This is a genomic window from Micropruina glycogenica, from assembly GCF_900289045.1.
Lineage (GTDB): Bacteria > Actinomycetota > Actinomycetes > Propionibacteriales > Propionibacteriaceae > Micropruina > Micropruina glycogenica.
In genome coordinates, this window is record NZ_LT985188.1 from 2811808 (window position 1) to 2827884 (window position 16077).

A 16077-nucleotide genomic window follows, 5' to 3' on the forward strand; every position below is an offset into this window, starting at 1 on the left:
TCCCTTCGCTCACACGAGAGAACCGCCGCTCGCCGACCGGGGCACCCAATGGCCAACTCGGCCAGCCGCCGTCCGACGTCACTGCCTTTGTGACACGTAGCTGCCTGCGTGCGGGCAGTTAGGTGTCACGAAGGCAGTTGAGTGGACGAAGCGTGCCCGGCACGCCGCGCCGGCGATCATCAGCACGCGACCGACGGTCGGGTAGGCGGTAATTCAACCCATTGCTGCCCCCGTCGATGCGGCGTAGGAACGACGTGGCGCTGCTCGATGAAATCTCTCTCAGGCGCTCGACCGCGCCTGAGCGAAGCCTCGTCGACCAACGTCGCCCGCGCGGGGCGGGCAACTCAACGGGAAGGGACGACTCATGCGCGCAGTCTCAATCGGACGCACGGCGCTGGCCCTGGCCGCCGCCGTCGGTCTGACACTCGCCGGTGGAACGATCGCCGAAGCCCATGGAAGCAAGGGTGGGTGGGCCAGGCCGCTCACCTGCACCGGCGGCGAAATCGCCTCGGGCACCTATGCGAGCATCACGGTCAAGGGCAACTGCTCGATCGCCAAGAACGCGGTGGTCACCGTGAAGGGCGACATCACGATTCGCAAGGGCGCGGCACTCGACGCCCAGACTTCGCCGTCGACTCTCACCGTGGGTGGTGACGTCTTCGCCGCCAAGGATTCGAGCCTCGGCCTGGGCTGCCAGCCTGCTGCGCTGATGGGCAACTCGGCGCACCCCTGCGTCGACGCCGACGGCAACCCGATCGAAGACCCCACGGTGTTCTCGACCATCAAGGTCAAGGGCGGCATCACCGCCCTCGGCGCCAGCGTCATCTTGATCAACGGCGTTCAGGTGGGCCGCAGCGTCACCATCGTGGGCGGTGGCGACCCGGTGATCCCCTGGTCGGTCAAGAACACCACGATCACGGGCAACCTGTGGGTGAGCAACGTCGACACCAACTGGTTCGGCGCCCTGTTCAACAAGGTGGGCCGCAACGTGGTGCTGCTCGACATCACCCTCGTCGAAGACCACCCGGGCGCTTCTGGACTGGTCTACGTGGTACAGAACACGATCGGCCGCAACCTGTGGTGCAAGGGCCTATCGGGCGTGTCCGGAGGCTTCGTGCCCGGTGCGGTGAACACCGTGGGCGGCAAGGCACTGGGTCAGTGCGCTGAGCTCGCCGGCTGAAGCCCCGAGAACGCCCCTTCTGCATCGCCCGGAAGGGGCGTTCGCTTACGTGCAGGGCCGGTCACCGCCGCCGCCTCTGGTGTGCGATGAGCCCGCCGGCCACACCGGCGACGACGAGTATGGAGACCACCGCCGCCCAGGCGAGCGTGGGTAGTGCGTCACCCGATGATTCAGCGGCCGGGGTGAGGGCTGGGTCGGTTGCGGTCGGCGTGCTCGGACGCACCGTCAGCGGCCCGACCCTAAACCCGATCCAGCCGGTGGCGGGGTGGTTGTCGTCGGCCACGACCAGTTGGTAGGCGAGCCGGTACTGGCCGTGCGGCAGCGGTTCGGCCAGCGTGAATCGGACGGCGGTGTCGTCATCGGTGTAGACCGGTGCGGTGAGTGGCACGGGGGTGCCGCCGTCCACGGTCAGTGCATAGGTGGCCATGGCGGGCTTCACGGCCGAGGTGAAGCGCAGCTCGATGAACTCGACCCGATCGACCTGGGTGCCGTCGGCAGGTGTGGACGACTCGACCACCGAGGTGTGCGCCGACGCGACACCGGGCCCACCGACGCTCAGCAGCATGGCCGACACGACAGCGACGACCAGGCGCACCCAGCGCGGGGGTGCGGGACGTTGCCCTCGCCCGCGTGCGGTGAATCGGGTGCGAAGTGACTGCCCTTGTGACACGTAGCTGCCTGCACGCAGGCAGTGAGGTGTCACGAAGGCAGCTACGTGCGGTGTTGGACGAGCCGTGCCCGACCCGGTCGCACTTCTGGGGAACCGCTGATCAACGCGGCGGTCGTTGGTTGAGCTTGTCGAAACCCCTAGCCGCAGCCGATCTCGACAAGCTCGACCAGCGACAATCAACGCTTCCCTACTCCTCATGCGAGCAGACCCTCGCCGATGTAGCCGTTCTCGTCGCAGCCCGGGGGCAGCGCGAAGACCGCCGAGCCGATCGGCACCGTCCAGGCGTTCAGCAGGTCCTGCTCAGCCAGCCGCTGCTGCACCGGCAGGTACTGCGCGGCGATGTCGGCCTGGTAGGTGACGAACAGCAGCCCGGCATCGGCACCGCTCTCGACATTGGAGTCGTCGTAGTTGTACGGACGACGCAGAAACCGGTCGTTCTGCTGGTGGGGCCGGGCCCGGGCCATGTGCGAGAACGGTGGGATGACCGGCAGACCGTTGGCGTCCACGGCGGCGAAGTCGGCCTGGTCGGTGGCCGCGGTACCGGTCAACGGCGCCCCGGAGGCGAGCCGCCGTCCGATGGTCAGTTCCTTGTCGGGGGTGTCCAACTCGTCCCAGGTGTCCAGTTGCATCGTGATCCGGCGCAGCACCAGCGTCGTACCGCCGGCGAACCAGCCGGTCTGCGGGCCGGCCCAGACCACCGCGTCGAAGTCCGGCGTGGCGGGCACCGGGTTCACGGTGCCGTCCAACTGGCCCATCAGGTTGCGGCTCACCTCGGCGCCGTGCAGCGCCACCCGCGGCTGGGTGAAGCCGCGCTGCACCCAGCGCGGCTTGGCGAAGCTGCGGGTGGTCTTGGTGACCTGCCGCACGGCGTGCGCCAGCACCAGCGGATCGTCGGCGCACACCTGCACCAGCAGGTCGCCGTCGCAGAACTGCGGCTTGAGCTGGTCGATGCCGAAGGCCGGCAGCTCGGTCAGGCCGGACGGCTGCCGCTGCATCAGGCCGAGCTGGGTGAAAAAGCGTGGGCCGAAACCGAAGGTGAAGGTGAGCCGGGCGGGCGTGCGGGCCAGCTCCGGCTCCTGGTCGCCGAGCACCGGGGTGGCGGCGGTCAGCCGGCGGGCGTCGTCGGTGAGCAGCTTCATCAGCCGCACGGCCGCGGCCCGGTCGGTGGCACCGCGCAGGTCGAACGCCAGGAAGGCGGCATGGGTCTGCGGCTGGGTGGCGATGCCGGCCTGATGCGGGCCGTGGAACGGCACCAGCGAGTCGTCCGCCTCGGGAGCGGCGGCGGGTTCAGTGGGCTGACCGGCCAGCGCGTAGCCGGCGGCCACCCCCACCGAGGTGGCCGCGACCGCTCCCCCGGCGGCCAGCAGTCCGCGCCGGGACACCGATGTCGTGGGAGCCGGGGTGTCCGAGTCGCCGGACGTGGTCATCAGCTCATCCGTGCGAGGGTGAACCGCTGGGGCTGGGCGCGTAGGACTCGTTGGCGTTCGGCAGGTCGCGCCCGACCGCGCTGACCGTCACCTTCTGGCCGTCCGACAAGGTGAGTTCGGCGGTCACCGGGTCGCCCGCCTTGATGTCGCGGGTGAGCCCGATCAGCATGATGTGCAGTCCGCCCGGGCCGAGTTCCAACGTGCCGTTGGCCGGCACCACGAAGCCGCCCTCTCGCTGCTGCATCTTCATGCTGCCGTCCTTCATCACCACTTCGTGCAGCTCCACCGTCATGGCGGCGTCAGACGTGCCGCTGACCACGGTGATGGGTGAGGATGAGCTGTTGGTCAGGGTGCCGAAGATCGCCGACATCGCCATGTCGCCGCTCTTGCCGGCCGCCTTCACATAGCCGTCGGTCAGGGTCAGGGCCGCAGCGGTGGACGCCGCCGCCGACGCCGAACTGGCCGCGGGTGAGGCCGGCGTGGCCGGTGCGGCGCACCCGGTAGCCGCGGCGACCAGGCAGGTGGCACCCACGAGTGCTGTGACAGCGCGCGAAACGCGGTGGCAGGTCATGCGAAAGTTCCTTTGACTTGCTCTTTCGCTCTCAATGGAGCGTGACCAGCCCAGCTTAACCGAGCGGTTGGGGAAGCGTTGATCAATGCGCGGGCTCGTTGGTTGAGCCCGTCGAAACTCCAAGCCGCAACGGGTCTCGACAAGCTCGACCAGCGGTGACACCGAGCGGCGACGCGTACGGAGCGCCTACGTGACCCGGTCGTACAACCGTTCCCGGGTGCTCCACAGACCCGCCGACGGCGTGGAGATAAAGAAGACCCGCTCCCCGTCGTCCATGGTGTTCCAGCCGTCCTTCATCACCGCGGGGTCGTACCGCTTGAGCGCCTCGTCGAGGTCGAGGTAGCCGTAGCCCACCGACTCGATCTCTTCTTTGCTCAGGTGCGCCGGCGCGTAGGTGATGGTGAAGCGGCCCTCGGGCGAGCCGTGCACCAGGTGCGCGGTGCCGTGCGGAATGTCCTGCATGTCGTCGCTGTCGGGGTACAGGGCCAGCACCTCGGCGCTGGTCAGGTAGCCGTACTTGCGAATCAGGTCGTCCACCTCGGGCTGCTCGCCGAAGCGTCCGACACCGGGCGCGATCACCAGCAACTCGCCGCCGTCGGCCATCGCCATGCGGGTGCGGTAGACGGCCTTGTTGGCCACCCAGGTGGCGCGAAACTCGTCGGCCTGCATCACTGCGACGATCTTGTCGACCGGCTCGTCGAACACGGTGATGTTCTGCTCGCGGCTGAGCTTGGCGGCGTCCAGATAGGTGTCGAGGTCGTCGCCCACGAACACGCCGGTGTGAATCAGCGAACCCGTGTCGTCGTAACTCATCACCACCTGCACGTACACGTCGGGCAGGTCGCCCAGAAAGTGGTCTTCGGCGTAGTTGAAGCAGCGCCGCACCGGCGTCAGCAGGTTGCCCAGGTTGTTCTCGATGCCGTACACCGCCGACGCCATGTGCGCAGCACCCAGGGTGCGCTTGCCGCCGAGGCCGATGAAGTAGTTCTTGTTGTGGTTGGCGAAGCCCAGCACCTCATGCGGCACCACGTGGCCGATGTTGATGATCAGGTCCCACGGTTCGGTGACCGTCATGGTGTTGAGGTCGATCGGAATCTCCCAATCGACCGCTCCCCCGGTTTCGGTGCGGACGACCTCGGCCGGCACGGTGCCCACGTGCGTGACGCCGTTCTTCCAGTCGTGGGCGTGGATGCGTTCTTCTGGAATGGTGCCGAACATCCACCGGTTATCCTCGGGCGTGTGCGGCACGTGCTGGCCCAGCGTGGGAATGACGTGCACCTCGGCGCCGACCTGCGTGAGTTGGTTGTACAGGTACTCGGTCATCCAGCCGACGCCCGCATGGGCCCGGGTGATGTCGGGCGGTAGCAGCAGCACCCGGTTGAGCCGGTCGATCGACAATCGCTCGACTGCCTCGCTGACCGTGCGGTCGAGTAGTTCTTCGATGGTCGGACGGTCGATGCGCACGTCGGTGTGCTGAAACCAGGTCATACTGCAGTGTGGCACCCCACGACCGGCGGCCAGCAGCAGTTGCCACCGGTTGCCTGGGTGATCGCCCGGTCATGAGCCGGGTTCGCGGCCCTGCCGGCCGATCACCAACCGACGCGATCAGGTCGTGGGCCGGACGGCGGGCGCACAGTCGGCACAGAGCCCGAACACCTCGACCACATGCCGGGTGACGGTGTAGCCGTGCTCGTGGGCGGCGGTGAGGATCCAGGCCTCATTGAGCTCCACTTCTTCGGCCTTGCCGCAGTTCTCGCAAATAAGGTGGTGATGGTGCCGGCCGTCCCTGGCGCAGGTGCGGTAGAGCTGGCCCTCGGCTCCGAGCACGGTGTCGGCATCACCCGACTCAGCCAGCGCGTTCAGTTGGCGGTACACGGTGGCGATGCCGACGGGCGTGCCGGCGTCGTACAGCTGCCGATGCACCTGCTGGGCCGAGACGAAGCCCGGGGACGAGTCGAGCGCCTGCCTGATGGCGTCCTTCTGCACGGTTCGGCGGGTGGCCCGTGCCCGGGTGCCGCTCTCCATGGGGCTTCCTTTCCAGAACAGGTCGTTGGTTTCAGCATAAGCGGGGCCTTGGGCAGCCCAGCAGGGCGCTACGCAGTGGCTCTGGCTCGTCCACGAATCTTGGAGATCACCAGACACACCACGAAGATCAGAAACGAAATGGTGGTCACGTACGGGCTGATCGGGATCGAGCCACCCAGGGCCAGCATGATGCCGCCGACCATCGACGTGACCGCGAACACGACGCTGAGCACCGGCACCAGCACCGGCGACGACGAGATGCGCAGGGCCGCGGCGGCCGGGGTGACCAGCACCGAGAGCACCAGCAGCGCGCCGACGATCTGCACCGACACCGCCACGGCCAGCCCCAGCAGAATCATGAAGACCAAGGACAGTCCCCAGGTGGGCACGCCGCGGGCGGCTGCCACGTCGGCGTCCACGCTGGCGAACAGCAGCGGGCGCCAGATCAGCAGCAGGCCGAGCACCACCAACGCCGAGATGGCCAGCAGGGCACCGAGCTGCGGGTCGTCGATGGCGACGATCTGGCCGGTGAGCAGGCCGAACTTGTTCGCCGCGCGTCCGGAGTACAGCGACAGGCACAAAATGCCCAGGCCGAGACCGAACGGCATGATCACCGCGGTGATCGAGTTGCGGTCGCGGGCCCTGGCCCCCAGCACGCCGATAAGAAGCGCGGCCAGCAGCGACCCGCCGAGCGCACCGGGCACCACGCCGATGCCGAACAGCAGCCCGGCGGACGCCCCCGCGAACGACAACTCGCTGATGCCGTGCACGGCGAACGGCATGTCGCGGGCGATCACGAACACCCCGATCAAACCGCCGACGACACCCAGCACCGCGCCGGCGATGATCGAGTTCTGCAGCAGCACCACCAGCTCGCCGTAGTTGTCGAAGACGAACAGCTTCGACCACCAGTCGGTCACTTCGAGCCCCAGCATCGGTTCACCGCCTCTGCTCGGCGGGCGAGCCGGTCGCGGTGTGGTCGTGCCCCGCGTGCGGATGGGTGTCGTCGGGGGTGCCGACCACCACGATGCGCCCATGGGTGCGGATGACGTCGACGCGCGAGCCGTAGAGCTCGCTCAGCACGTCACTGCGCAGCACCTCATCGGGCGTGCCGACCCTGATCTGACCGCCGGCCAGGTAGAGCACCCGGTCGACCATGCTGAGCACCGGGTTGATGTCGTGGGTGACGAACAGCACGCCGAGCGGATTCGCCCGCCGGCTGGTGTCGACCAGTTCGCTGATGGTGGCCTGGTAGGCCAGGTCGAGCGACAGCAGCGGCTCGTCGCACAGCAGCAGTCGCGGTTCGCCGGCCAGAGCCTGGGCCACCCGGAGTCGTTGTTGTTCGCCGCCCGACAGCAACGACAGCGGACGGCGGCGGTAGGGCTGGGCGTGTACCTGCCGGATCAGGGCGTCCACGGCCTGTCGGCGCTGCCGGTTCGGCAGCGGAAACCCGAACCGGTGCCCGTCCACGCCCAGGGCGACCAGATCCTGCGCGCGCAGCGGCACGCCCTCGTCGGCCAGCTTCTGCTGCGGCACGTAGCCGATGCGCCGGTTGCCCCGGGCGATCGGCCGACCGAGAAAGGTCGCGGTGCCAGAGCTGAGCGCAACCTGGCCGAGGATCGCTTTGAGCAGGCTCGACTTGCCCGATCCGTTGGCCCCCAGAATGGCGACGAACTCACCGGCCCGCACGTCCAGGTCCAGGTGACTCCACAGCGTGCGCTCGCCGAACCGCAGGGTGGCGTCACGCAGGCTGAGCACCGCCTCCCCGTCACACGACGGGGAGGCGGTCGGGCCACTGTCGTCGGTCACTGCTGCAGCGCCGACTGCACGGCCTCGATGTTGCTGGTCATCCACGAGACGTAATCCTTGCCCTCCGGCAGGGTTTCGGTGAAGCCCACCACCGGAATGCCGTTGTCTTTGGCGGCCTTCAACACCTCTTCAGTGGCGGCGCCGGTGGTCTGCTCGTTGTAGGCGAGCAGCTTCACCGCCTTGCCGCTGAACAGCGCCAGGGTCTCGCGCAGCACCGTGGGCGGCACGTCCGAGTCCTCTTCGATCGCCTCGGAGAACTCCTCTGGGGTCTTGTTCTGCAGGCCCATCGCCTCCAGCAGATACAGCGGCACGGGCTCGGTGATCGCCAACGGCGTGCCGTCCAGTTGAGTCTTCAGCTCCCCCTGCTTGGTCACCATGGCATTGATGGAGTCCTTGAGCTTGGTGGCGTTGGCGGCGAAGACGCTCGCATTGTCGGCGTCGATGGAGCTGAACGTGGACTGCAGCCGGTCGACCACCTTCAGCACGGTCGGAAAGTCGTACCAGACGTGCTCGTTCAGTTCCTCGCCGCCCGCCGCGGTCTTGCCGCTGATGGTCACCGCGTTGAGCACCGTGGCCGACGAGTTGTTCACGGCCTTCAGCATGGTCGCGATGAAGTCGTCGTAGCCGCCGCCGTTCTCGATGACGACCTTGGCCTTCGACAGCGCGAGTTGGTTCTGCCCGCTCGCTTGGTACTCGTGCGGGTCTTGGCTCGGGTCATTGATGATGGACGTCACCGTCACCTTGTCGCCACCGACACCGGCGGCGAGATCGCCCCACACGTTGGTGGACGCCACCACGGTGATGGGTTCGGCCGCCCCACCGGACGTCGGGGAGGCGCTGGTCGAGCTTGTCGAGACCCCGGCGGCGGAGGAACAGCCGACCACGACCGCCCCGGCGAGCAGCAGGACCAGCCCTGCTGCGAGTTTCCTGATTCTCATGGTGATTCTTCCCGTTGAGCAGCTGAGCTGCGGAGAGCCGAGGTGGGCGGGCGGCCCGGACGACAACCAGTCTAGATGCAAACAATAACGAGTATCAAAATGACCAATCGGCTGAGGGTGGCGTGAGTTGGGGACGGTTCCGCCCAGTCCTGGCTCAGCGCGCAGCCCGGCCACGATCCGCCCGACGCTCGGCTCGAGCAGTCGGAGTACCCGGGGAGCCAGCCGGCGGCCCAGCGGGTTGCGCAGCACGAAGTCGAGGCGTACCCACAGCCGCTCCCCGGCCAGACCCAGGATGGATGGACGGTCCAGGTCGAGGCGGCTGCCGAACATCCTGGCCGCCCCGCCAAACAGGTGCCTGATGGCGTCCTGGCCCAGCGGCGTCATCGGCTCCAGCATCCCCTGCACAGCGCCGAACGACATCCAGACCGCCAGCCGGTCGTCGGACGCGGCCGGCACCGGGAACAGTGACGTGATCGCCCGTGCCTGAAGGACGTACAACTCGCCCCCGCTATCGCCCACTCGATATCCTGCGGTGCCCCATAGAGGCCCTGGATTCGATTGCCGACGGCGGCTAGTTCGGCAAGTTGGGGGCGGGTCAGCGTGGGTCGGTCCGAGGGTGCCGGCACCGTCTCCACGCCGCCGCCCTGCCGGGCGACAGTGGCGGTGGCCTTCGCCCCCGTGGTCTGCTCGACCACCCGGCCGCTTTTCGAATCGACGACGAAGTTGTCCGGCTCGACGGCGCCGGAGACCAGCGCCTCGCCCAGACCGAAGGTTGCGTCGATGACCGTCTGTGACCGCCGCCCAGTCAGCGGGTTGGCGGTGAACATCACCCCGGCAACCTCCGCCGGCACCAGCCTCTGCACCACCACCGCAAGGGCGGCCCCCGCACCCGGGATGTGGTTGCGGAGTCGGTAGCCGATGGCCCGGCCGGTCCACAGGCTCGACCAGCAGTCCTTGACGGCGTCCAGTAGCGCGGGCTCGCCAATCACGTTCAGGTAGCTGTCGTGCTGGCCGGCGAACGACGCATCAGGCAGGTCTTCCGCGACCGCCGACGACCGGACGGCCAGCGGCTCCTCCAGCCATTCTCGCGCCGCCAGGCGGATCGCCACGGCGTCCTCGGCGGAGATCGCGCCGCGCGAGAACGCCTCCCGGATGGTCCGAGACGCCCGCGCCAGGGCGACCGTGTCGGCTGCTGCTGTGCCGACGAGCGCACGTGCGATCAGCGCCGACAGCTGGTTCGCCGCGACGAAGCGGTGGTAGGCGTCGGTGCACACCACGAAGCCGCCGGGCACCCTGAAACCCGCTCTGGTGAGGCGGATCAGGTTCACGCCCTTGCCAACGACGACATCCAGTGGGGGGGTCAGCCGCATCCAGAGCGAGAATCGCTGCGCTCATGCGCGAATTGTCCTCCTCGCGCCCGACCGGGAGCAACGGCACAGCCCCGCCGCCAGCATGCGGCGGAGACGGAGCGGAACCCCCGCGCCGCGGTCGGTACGCATAGTCAGCCGGATCACCGGCCCGGCGGTCGTCCCGCTGCAGCTGGGCAAAGGGGCCACAAGGGAGGGACTCGAGGGCTCCGGTGGTGGGACGGCCGGGATGGGTGCTGGTCGTGGCGCGTTCTCTTTGCGACGGGGCGTGGACTGCAGATCGGTGTGTGCTTGCCGCGTTCGCGGGCACTCGCATATGGCTAGCAGGAGATGTCAAACGGATCGCCCGCTACCCGAGCTGGGCAGAGTTCTCCGTTGACGGGATCAGTGATGGGTGTGGCTGCCGCCGCGCTGCGGGGGCCCAGCGGGACTGGCCTCCGCGGGGTCGCGCATCGACATCGGTGGCCTCCCCTCCGCCTGAGAATCGAGACCCTAATTCATCGTGGCTGGGGTCTCTCTTCGGGATTTCGACATGTGCCAGCCTGCGCCCCACATGCGGTCGTCCCCGAACTTTCATGAGAAGCGATGTGGGTCTGCGGCGCAAGCTCGGGTGAGCGCCGCGGGCGAGGGCATCATTGCGGGCATGAGCCCGAACCTGGCCGCCGCCGCGGCCCACGTCCTTGTGGTGGATGACGAGACGGTGTTGGCCGGTTTGGTGGCCAACTATCTGCAGCGGGCCGGGTTCCGGACCTCTACGGCCTTTGACGGCGATATGGCGGTAGAGCGGGCGCTGGCGGAGCGGCCGGACGTGGTGGTGCTGGATTTGGGGCTGCCGGGCAGGGACGGGCTGGAAGTGTGTCGGGAGATCCGCCGGCACTCGGACTGCTACATCATCATGCTGACCGCCCGCAACGAGGAGATCGACAAGCTGATCGGGCTGTCCAGCGGCGCCGACGATTACATGACCAAGCCGTTCAGCGCCCGCGAGCTGGTCGCCCGGGTGCAGGTGTTGCTGCGTCGACCTAGGGCGGATCGGGTCGTGGAGGAGCTGGCGCGCACGATCGGTTTGCTGCGGATCGAGCCGGACGGACGCAGGGTGTTTGTGGATGCCGTCGAGGTCGAGGTGACCCGGACCGAGTTCGACCTGCTCAATGTCCTCTCGGCGCGTCCCAGGGTGGCGTTCACCCGCCGCCAGGTGGTGGATGCGGTGTGGGGCGAGGACTGGGTGGGTGACGAGCATTTGGTCGATGTGCACGTGCTGCATGTGCGGCGCAAGCTCGCCCGGGAGTCGCCGGCGGTGTTTGTGGAGACGGTTCGCGGGGTCGGCTACCGGATGGGCCCGTGTCGGTGAGCACCCAGCGGCGACCGGGCAGCCTGACCACCCGACTGTTGGTCGCCCAGATCGGGGTGGCGGTGGCGTCGGCGCTGACCATGCTCGTGGTGGCTGCGATTGTGGGGCCGCCGCTGTTCGAGGCGCACATGCATCAGGCTGGGCACAACAGTCCCGACGTGCTGGCGCACTCACAGGAGGCGTTCAGCGTCGCCGGCACCCTCGCTCTGGGTATCGGGTTGGCTATCGGCGCGACCGGCGCCGTTATGGTGAGCGTGCTGATCAGTCGGCGGCTGCGCCGGTCGCTGGATGACCTCGGCGCCGCGGCCGTCCGCATTTCGGAGGGCGACTTCAACCTCCGCGTCGAGCGCCCCGACTCCCGGGAACTGGCCACCCTGGCGGACAGTTTCAACACGATGGCCGGACGGCTTGCCGGCGTCGAGGCGACCAGGCGCCGGCTACTGAGCGACCTCGCCCACGAGGTCCGCACCCCGTTGGCCAGCATGGCGATGTGCGTGGAGAGCTTGGAGGACGGCGCCATCGAACCCGGACCGGAGGCGTGGCAGATCCTGTCGGACCAGATCGGACGGATCTCGCGGCTGGCCGACGATGTGGGGCAGGTATCGGCGGCGGAGGAGGGGCGACTCGACCTTGCGCGGCGCCCGGTCGGCGCCCACGACCTCGCCGCGACGGCGGTCCTGGCCGCTCGGGATGGCTATGACCGCAAGGGCGTGAACCTGGTCCTGGGTCCGGGCATCGATCCGGACCCGGTGATCGACGCCGACCCGGTGCGGATCGGGCAGGTGCTGGACAATCTGCTGTCCAACGCCCTGCGGCACACCCCGACCGGCGGCGGGGTCAGGGTGAGCGTGGACGCCGATTCCGAAGCGGTGCACCTCGTGATCAGCGACACCGGGGAGGGGATCGCCGAGGAGCACCTGGCCCGCATCTTCGAACGGTTCTACCGCGCTGACTCGGCGCGGGACCGCGACCATGGCGGCACCGGGATTGGCCTGGCGATTGCCCGCGCGATCGCCCGCGCCCACGGCGGGGATGTGACTGCGATCAGCGGGGGGCCGGGTGCCGGCGCCGCCTTCACCGTGCGGCTGCCCCGGCTGGCGAGAGAAACTACAGCGAATCTTCACCAAACGCGCTAGGGATGGCGATCGTTGCCGGTGCAGGCTGAAGGAACCGACACCGAAGGGGTTCCGTGTTGCCGACCATGTTCTCGCGCCGCCAGGTGCTGTCCACCGGGCTGGGGCTCGGTGGCGCCACGCTGCTCAGCGCCTGCACGACGACCCGGCCGAGGGCCACGACGCCGATCACTGCGCCGCCGACGCCCTCGCTGGGGACGCCGGCGGTGCAGGCCACGCTGCGGGTCGGCGTCGACCGGGTCGACCTGGGCGGCGTCACCGCCACCACCTGGCTGTACGGCGGGGTGCTGCCCGGCAAGGAGATCCGTGCCAAGGCCGGTGACGTGCTGGCCGTGCGCGTGGAGAACACCCTGCCGGTGGAGACCAGCGTGCACTGGCACGGTATCCGGCTGCACAACGCCGCCGACGGCGTACCCGGCCTCACCCAGGACCCGATCGGGCCCGGCGGCAGCTTCACCTACACCTTCCGGGCGCCCGACCCGGGCAGCTACTTCTTCCACCCGCACAGCGGCGTCCAGATCGACCGCGGCCTGTACGCGCCGCTGATCATCGACGACCCGGCCGAGCCGGGCGGCTACGACGCCGAATGGGTGCTGCTGCTGGATGACTGGACCGACGGTGTCGGCACAAGTCCCGACGACATCCTCGCCGAGTTCAAGGCTCAGAACGGCACGATCAGCAAAGGCATGTCCCACGACATGTCCGGCATGCGCGGCATGGGATCCTCACCCCTGGGGGATGTGGGCGACATCCGCTACCCCCACTACCTGATCAACGGCCGCATCCCGACCGCACCCCGCACCCTCACCGCCAAACCGGGACACACGGTCCGGGTACGGATCATCAACGCCGCCGCCGACACCCTGTTCCGGGTGGCGCTCGGCGGGCATGTGATGACTGTCACCCACACCGACGGCTACCCGGTGCAGCCGGTCGAGACCCGTGCCCTGTACGTGGCCCAAGGGGAACGGGTCGATGTGCTGGTCAGCCTCGCCGACGGGGTGTTCCCGCTGGTCGCGGCCGCCGAAGGCAAGACCGGGCAGGGTCTGATCCTGGTTCGTACCGGCTCCGGTGGAGCGCCCGCGGCGACCGTGCGTCCGGCCGAGCTGGACACCGACCCGCTGCTGCTGGCCGCCCTGACGCCCAGCGAGACGGCCCGGCTGCAGGAGCAGCAGCCCGACCAGGTCGAGCAGGTCACCCTGAACGGCCAGATGCAGCCCTACGCCTGGGGAATGAACGGCACCGTGTTCGGCTCCGACACCCCGATCCGCACGACGAACGGTTCCCGGGTCCGGCTACAGATGGCCAACGAGACGATGATGGCCCACCCGATGCACATTCACGGCCACACCTGGTCCCTTCCGGGCAACGGCGGCCTCCGCAAAGACACGGTGCTGGTGCTGCCGATGCAGACCGTCACCGCCGACCTGCAGGCCGACAACCCCGGAACCTGGGCCTACCACTGCCACAACATCTACCACGCCGAGATCGGCATGATGACCAGCCTTCAGTACTAGACACCGAGCCGATCCGGGCGTAGGTCGAGCCAGCGCAACAACTGGGCGTTCGCGGCGACCACGATCGTCGAGGCCGACATCAGTACCGCACCAAGTTCCATCGGCAGGCTGACCCCGAACGGCACCAGCAGGCCGGCGGCCAGCGGAACCGCGACCAGGTTGTAGCCGGCCGCCCACCACAGATTCTGCAGCATCTTGCGGTAGCTCGCCCTGGACAGCTCGATCACCGACACCACCGTGCGGGGGTCGTCACCGGCCAGGATCACCCCGGCCGAGGCGATCGCCACATCGGTTCCCGCGCCGATCGCGAGACCCACGTCGGCCTGCGCCAACGCCGGCGCATCGTTCACGCCGTCGCCGACCATCGCCACCCGTTCTCCGGCTGACTGCAACTCGGCGACACGCGCGGCCTTGTCGTCGGGACGGACCTCGGCAAGCACCCTGTCCACACCGAGCTCGGCCCCCACCTCGTCGGCCACGGACTGGGCGTCGCCGGTGATCATGGCCACCCGGATGCCCCGACGATGCAAAGCGGCGACCGCCTGCGCCGACTCGGGCCGGATCTCGTCAGCCAGGCTGAGCGCACCCACCAGCACGCCGTCGCGCAGGACGAACAGCCGGGTCACGCCCGTCGCGGCAATCGGGGCAGGGTCGATCAGGGCGCGTTCGGCGAGCAGCCGTGGCCCGCCGACGGCCACCTCCACGCCATCGACTCTGGCGGTCACACCGAGCGCCGGCTGGGAGGTGAAACCGGTAGCCGCCGCAACCTTCAGTTCGCGCTCAGCGGCCGCCTGCACGATCGCCCGGGCCAGCGGGTGCTCGCTGTCGGCCTCCGCCGCCGCGGCGAAAGCCAGAACCTGGTCGGCGGTGGCTTCCGTCCCCGGCACGGGGTCCACCGCAACCAGCGCCGGCCGGCCCCTGGTGAGGGTTCCGGTCTTGTCGAACACGACCGTGGTGACGGTCCGCATCCGCTCCAGTGCCAGCCGGTCCTTCACCAGCACCCCGGCACGGGCCGACCGCTCGGTCGCGATCGCCACCACCAACGGGATCGCCAGCCCGAGGGCGTGCGGACAGGCGATCACCAGAACGGTGATCACCCGGGCGACAGCCTGGTCGGGCTGACCGAGCAAGATCCACACCACACCGGTCGCCGCCGCGGCGATCAGCGCGAACCAGAACAGCCACCCCGCAGCCCGGTCAGCGAGCCGCTGCGCACGAGAGCTGGAACTTTGGGCCTGCTCGACCAATCGGCGGATGCCGGCCAGGACGGTGTCGTCGCCGGTTGCCGTGACCTCGACGCGCAGGCCCGAGTCGGTGCTCACCGTGCCCGCGGTCACCAGGTCACCCGAGGCGCGATGCACCGGGCGCGACTCCCCGGTGACCATCGATTCGTCCAGGTCCGCCTCGCCCTCGATGATCCGTCCGTCCGCCGGCACCCGGCCACCGGGACGGACCAGAACGAAGTCGCCGACCACAAGCTCCGACGGCGCGATCAGCTCCACCGCCTCGCCACGCACCACCTCTGCGGTGTCGGGCAAGAGCGCGGCCAGCGAGTCCAGAGCGCTCGTGGTCCGGGCAAGTGACCGCATCTCCAGCCAGTGACCAAGCAGCATGATCACGATCAGCAGCGCCAGCTCCCACCAGAACTCCAACGAATGGCTGAGCAGGCCAAGAGTGGCGCCCCAGCTCGCCACGAACGCCACCGTGATCGCCAATCCGATCAGCAGCATCATCCCCGGACGCCTCGCCCGCAGCTCGCTGACCGCACCCCCCAGGAACGGGGAACCGCCCCACACGAACAGTACGGTGCCCAACACCGGCGGCACCCAGACCACCACACCGCCTGTCGGCAGCTCGTAGCCCAGCAACAACGCGAACATCGGCGACAACACCACCACCGGCACCGTCAACACCAGCGACCCCCAGAACAGCCGCCGGAACCGTTCCACATGGCCCCCAGGCCCACCGGCGTGACCGTCGTGGCCATGCGCCCCACGACCCGGCACACCCTCGGCCAGATCGGCTGACGTCCCGCTGCCCGGTGACACCCGAACCGTCCCAACGCTTCTCCTCGCGCCATGCAAGGACT

General features: G+C 68.8%; 14 protein-coding genes. 4 read left to right on the forward strand and 10 right to left on the reverse strand.

Annotated elements, in window-relative coordinates; all coding sequences use genetic code 11:
* The first annotated feature begins 364 nt into the window (after nt 1-364).
* Complete coding sequence (locus MPLG2_RS13195; RefSeq protein ID WP_105186528.1) at nt 365-1180, forward strand: hypothetical protein; 816 nt, start codon at nt 365-367, stop codon at nt 1178-1180.
* A 61-nt stretch (nt 1181-1241) separates the two neighbouring features.
* Here the strand turns inward: MPLG2_RS13195 and MPLG2_RS18560 are convergent, their stop codons facing one another.
* The 9 genes from MPLG2_RS18560 to MPLG2_RS13240 all read right to left on the reverse strand — a co-directional run bounded on the left by MPLG2_RS18560 (nt 1242) and on the right by MPLG2_RS13240 (nt 9990).
* The gene (locus MPLG2_RS18560; protein ID WP_158681202.1) at nt 1242-1745 is read right to left on the reverse strand and encodes a copper resistance CopC family protein; all 504 of its coding nucleotides are present in this window, start codon (nt 1743-1745) and stop codon (nt 1242-1244) included.
* A 299-nt stretch (nt 1746-2044) separates the two neighbouring features.
* Nucleotides 2045-3277, reverse strand: coding sequence for a Dyp-type peroxidase (locus MPLG2_RS13205; RefSeq protein WP_105186530.1), 1233 nt, complete (start codon nt 3275-3277; stop codon nt 2045-2047).
* Nucleotides 3278-3281: 4 nt separating this feature from the next.
* Entirely contained in the window at nt 3282-3848 is a 567-nt protein-coding gene (locus MPLG2_RS13210; protein ID WP_105186531.1) for a copper chaperone PCu(A)C, read from the reverse strand.
* A gap of 186 nt (nt 3849-4034) precedes the next feature.
* Nucleotides 4035-5336 carry a lactate racemase domain-containing protein gene (locus tag MPLG2_RS13215; RefSeq protein ID WP_105186532.1) on the reverse strand — a complete coding sequence of 434 codons (1302 nt, stop codon included), beginning with the start codon at nt 5334-5336 and terminating at the stop codon, nt 4035-4037.
* A 117-nt stretch (nt 5337-5453) separates the two neighbouring features.
* Nucleotides 5454-5873, reverse strand: coding sequence for a Fur family transcriptional regulator (locus MPLG2_RS13220; protein WP_105186533.1), 420 nt, complete (start codon nt 5871-5873; stop codon nt 5454-5456).
* Nucleotides 5874-5941: 68 nt separating this feature from the next.
* On the reverse strand, nt 5942-6808 hold the full coding sequence (locus tag MPLG2_RS13225) for a metal ABC transporter permease (protein ID WP_105186534.1): 867 nt from the start codon (nt 6806-6808) through the stop codon (nt 5942-5944).
* A gap of 4 nt (nt 6809-6812) precedes the next feature.
* Nucleotides 6813-7682, reverse strand: a complete 870-nt coding sequence (locus MPLG2_RS13230; protein ID WP_105186535.1) for a metal ABC transporter ATP-binding protein — start codon at nt 7680-7682, stop codon at nt 6813-6815.
* Entirely contained in the window at nt 7679-9076 is a 1398-nt protein-coding gene (locus MPLG2_RS13235; protein ID WP_197709944.1) for a metal ABC transporter solute-binding protein, Zn/Mn family, read from the reverse strand. Before MPLG2_RS13235 ends, MPLG2_RS13230 begins: the two co-directional genes overlap by 4 nt.
* Nucleotides 9001-9990 carry a PEP/pyruvate-binding domain-containing protein gene (locus MPLG2_RS13240; RefSeq protein WP_105186537.1) on the reverse strand — a complete coding sequence of 330 codons (990 nt, stop codon included), beginning with the start codon at nt 9988-9990 and terminating at the stop codon, nt 9001-9003. The genes MPLG2_RS13235 and MPLG2_RS13240 overlap by 76 nt, the downstream gene beginning before the upstream one ends.
* Before the next feature lie 640 nt (nt 9991-10630).
* On the opposite strand from MPLG2_RS13240, the gene MPLG2_RS13245 reads away from it, so the two are divergent.
* The 3 genes from MPLG2_RS13245 to MPLG2_RS13255 all read left to right on the forward strand — a co-directional run bounded on the left by MPLG2_RS13245 (nt 10631) and on the right by MPLG2_RS13255 (nt 13988).
* Complete coding sequence (locus MPLG2_RS13245) at nt 10631-11338, forward strand: response regulator transcription factor (protein WP_105187671.1); 708 nt, start codon at nt 10631-10633, stop codon at nt 11336-11338.
* Entirely contained in the window at nt 11329-12474 is a 1146-nt protein-coding gene (locus MPLG2_RS13250; protein ID WP_197709945.1) for a sensor histidine kinase, read from the forward strand. Before MPLG2_RS13245 ends, MPLG2_RS13250 begins: the two co-directional genes overlap by 10 nt.
* Nucleotides 12475-12539: 65 nt before the next feature.
* Complete coding sequence (locus MPLG2_RS13255) at nt 12540-13988, forward strand: multicopper oxidase family protein (RefSeq protein WP_105187673.1); 1449 nt, start codon at nt 12540-12542, stop codon at nt 13986-13988.
* On the opposite strand, the gene MPLG2_RS13260 is transcribed toward MPLG2_RS13255, so the two are convergent.
* Entirely contained in the window at nt 13985-15937 is a 1953-nt protein-coding gene (locus MPLG2_RS13260; protein WP_231935657.1) for a heavy metal translocating P-type ATPase, read from the reverse strand. The genes MPLG2_RS13255 and MPLG2_RS13260 overlap by 4 nt on opposite strands.
* Between the last annotated feature and the right edge of the window lie 140 nt (nt 15938-16077).